This is a genomic window from Stenotrophomonas sp. HMWF003, assembly GCF_003061285.1.
GTDB classification, from domain to species: Bacteria; Pseudomonadota; Gammaproteobacteria; order Xanthomonadales; family Xanthomonadaceae; genus Stenotrophomonas; species Stenotrophomonas maltophilia_AP.
The window spans coordinates 1-1,685 of sequence record NZ_QAIW01000334.1; the positions used below are offsets into that span (position 1 = coordinate 1).

Annotated in this window: 2 protein-coding genes; both read right to left on the reverse strand. The window is 70.2% G+C overall.

Features of this window, described 5'->3' with window-relative positions:
* Positions 1–253 precede the first annotated feature (253 nt).
* Positions 254–697 (reverse strand): carboxymuconolactone decarboxylase family protein, encoded by a 444-nt coding sequence (locus tag DBR34_RS13435; RefSeq protein ID WP_128097162.1) that lies wholly within the window; start codon positions 695–697, stop codon positions 254–256.
* A gap of 35 nt (positions 698–732) precedes the next feature.
* The gene (locus tag DBR34_RS13440) at positions 733–1,629 is read right to left on the reverse strand and encodes an RNA polymerase sigma-70 factor (protein ID WP_128097163.1); all 897 of its coding nucleotides are present in this window, start codon (positions 1,627–1,629) and stop codon (positions 733–735) included.
* Positions 1,630–1,685: the final 56 nt, after the last annotated feature.

The following is a 1,685-nucleotide window of genomic DNA, read 5'->3' on the forward strand; positions in this document are numbered from 1 at the left end:
GGGCGGTATTGTGCGCGCCGTGACCGTGGTTGATGCATGAATTCAGCGCATGCGCATAGCCGGTGCACCGCAGCCCGGTAGTGCCGGCCGCTGGCCGGCTCCAGGTTGCATCCAGCATCGTGCGGAGCCGGCCAGCGGCCGGCACTACCTGTGCAGCACGCGTCGCTCGTGCGGAGCCGGCCAGCGGCCGACACTACCTGTGCAGCACGCGTCGCTCGTGCGGAGCCGGCCAGCGGCCGGCACTACCCGACCTCTACGGCAGCGGCGGCAGCAAGCCCGCGCCGAGGCGGTTCCAGGCATTGATCACCGCCACGCCAACGCTCAGGTCGCTGATGCCTTTTTCATCGAAATGCGGTGCCAATGCATCGAAGGCCGCATCCGAGGGCGCGCCATCGGGCAACCGGGTCAACGCTTCGGCCCAGCCCAAGGCGGCGCGCTCGCGGGCGTCGAAGAAACGGCTTTCGTGCCACGCCGGCAGCGTGTCCAGCTTGCGCGGGTCGATGCCGCCCTTGCGCAGCGCGGTGCCGTGCATGTCCATGCAGTAACCGCAGCCATTGATCTGCGACACGCGCAGGAACACCAGCTCCATCAACGTCGGGTCGATCGAACTGTCATGCACGGCCTTGCTGGTGGCCAGCAGGCCCTTGATGGCCTCGTTGGCCAGGCGGAAATAAGGAACGCGGGGAGAAGCGGACATGGTGGACTCCATGACGGCCCCGTTGGCCGTCTTCATCAGGAGGACGCGCCCGCGTCGCGCGCTGTGACAAGTGCGGTGAGTTTTTCCGGATTGAGCACGCTCAGCACCCGCGAGATGCGGTCGCCGTCGATGCTGACCAGGGTCACCGAGTGCAGCTGCTCGCCCTGGAAACGCAGGATGGCCGGTTCGCCGTTGACGTAGCCGATGCGGGCCGGGTGCGCCCCGTTGCGTCGCGCGATCGCCCAGTACAGCTGGGCGATGCGTTCGGCGCCGAGCAACGGACGGATGGCCGCCGTGACCCGGCCGCCGCCGTCGGACACCATCTCGGCATTGGCATGCAGCAGCGACAGAATGGCCGCCTGGTCGCCGCGCTGGGAGGCGTCCATGAAGCGGGTCAGCAGGTCGCGGTGCTGCCCGGCGCTGACCGCGAAGCGGGACTTGCCCGCCTGCAGCCGCTGGCGGGCGCGGTGGACCAGCTGCCGGCAGTTGGCTGGGCTGTGGTCGAGCAGGGGCGCGATGTCGGGGTAGTCGTAATCGAACACGTCCTTGAGCAGGAAGGCGGCGCGCTCGTCCGGCCCCAGCTGCTCCAGCAGGGCCAGGAAGGCCATCGACACCTCGTCGGCCAGCGCATGCCGCTGGGCCGGGTCGTGCAGCGGATCCGGGTCCAGGGCGATCTCCAGCGGTTCGGGCAGCCACGGCCCCACGTACTCGATGCGGGCGTTGCGCAGCGCCCGCAGGCGGTCCAGCCCCAGGCGCGTGGTGGCGGTCACCAGCCAGCCCTCGGGGTCGCGGATGCTGGCGATGTCGGCACCCTGCCAGCGCAGCCAGGCGTCCTGGACCACGTCCTCGGCGTCGCTGCGGCTGCCCAGCAGGCGGTAGGCCAGGGCGAACAGGCGGGGGCGGTGGGTCTGGAAGGTATCGGTCGGGGTCATGCCGGGAGGACGCCGCCGGGGGCGCGGTTGTGACGGGTGCCGCCACTGTGCCGCAG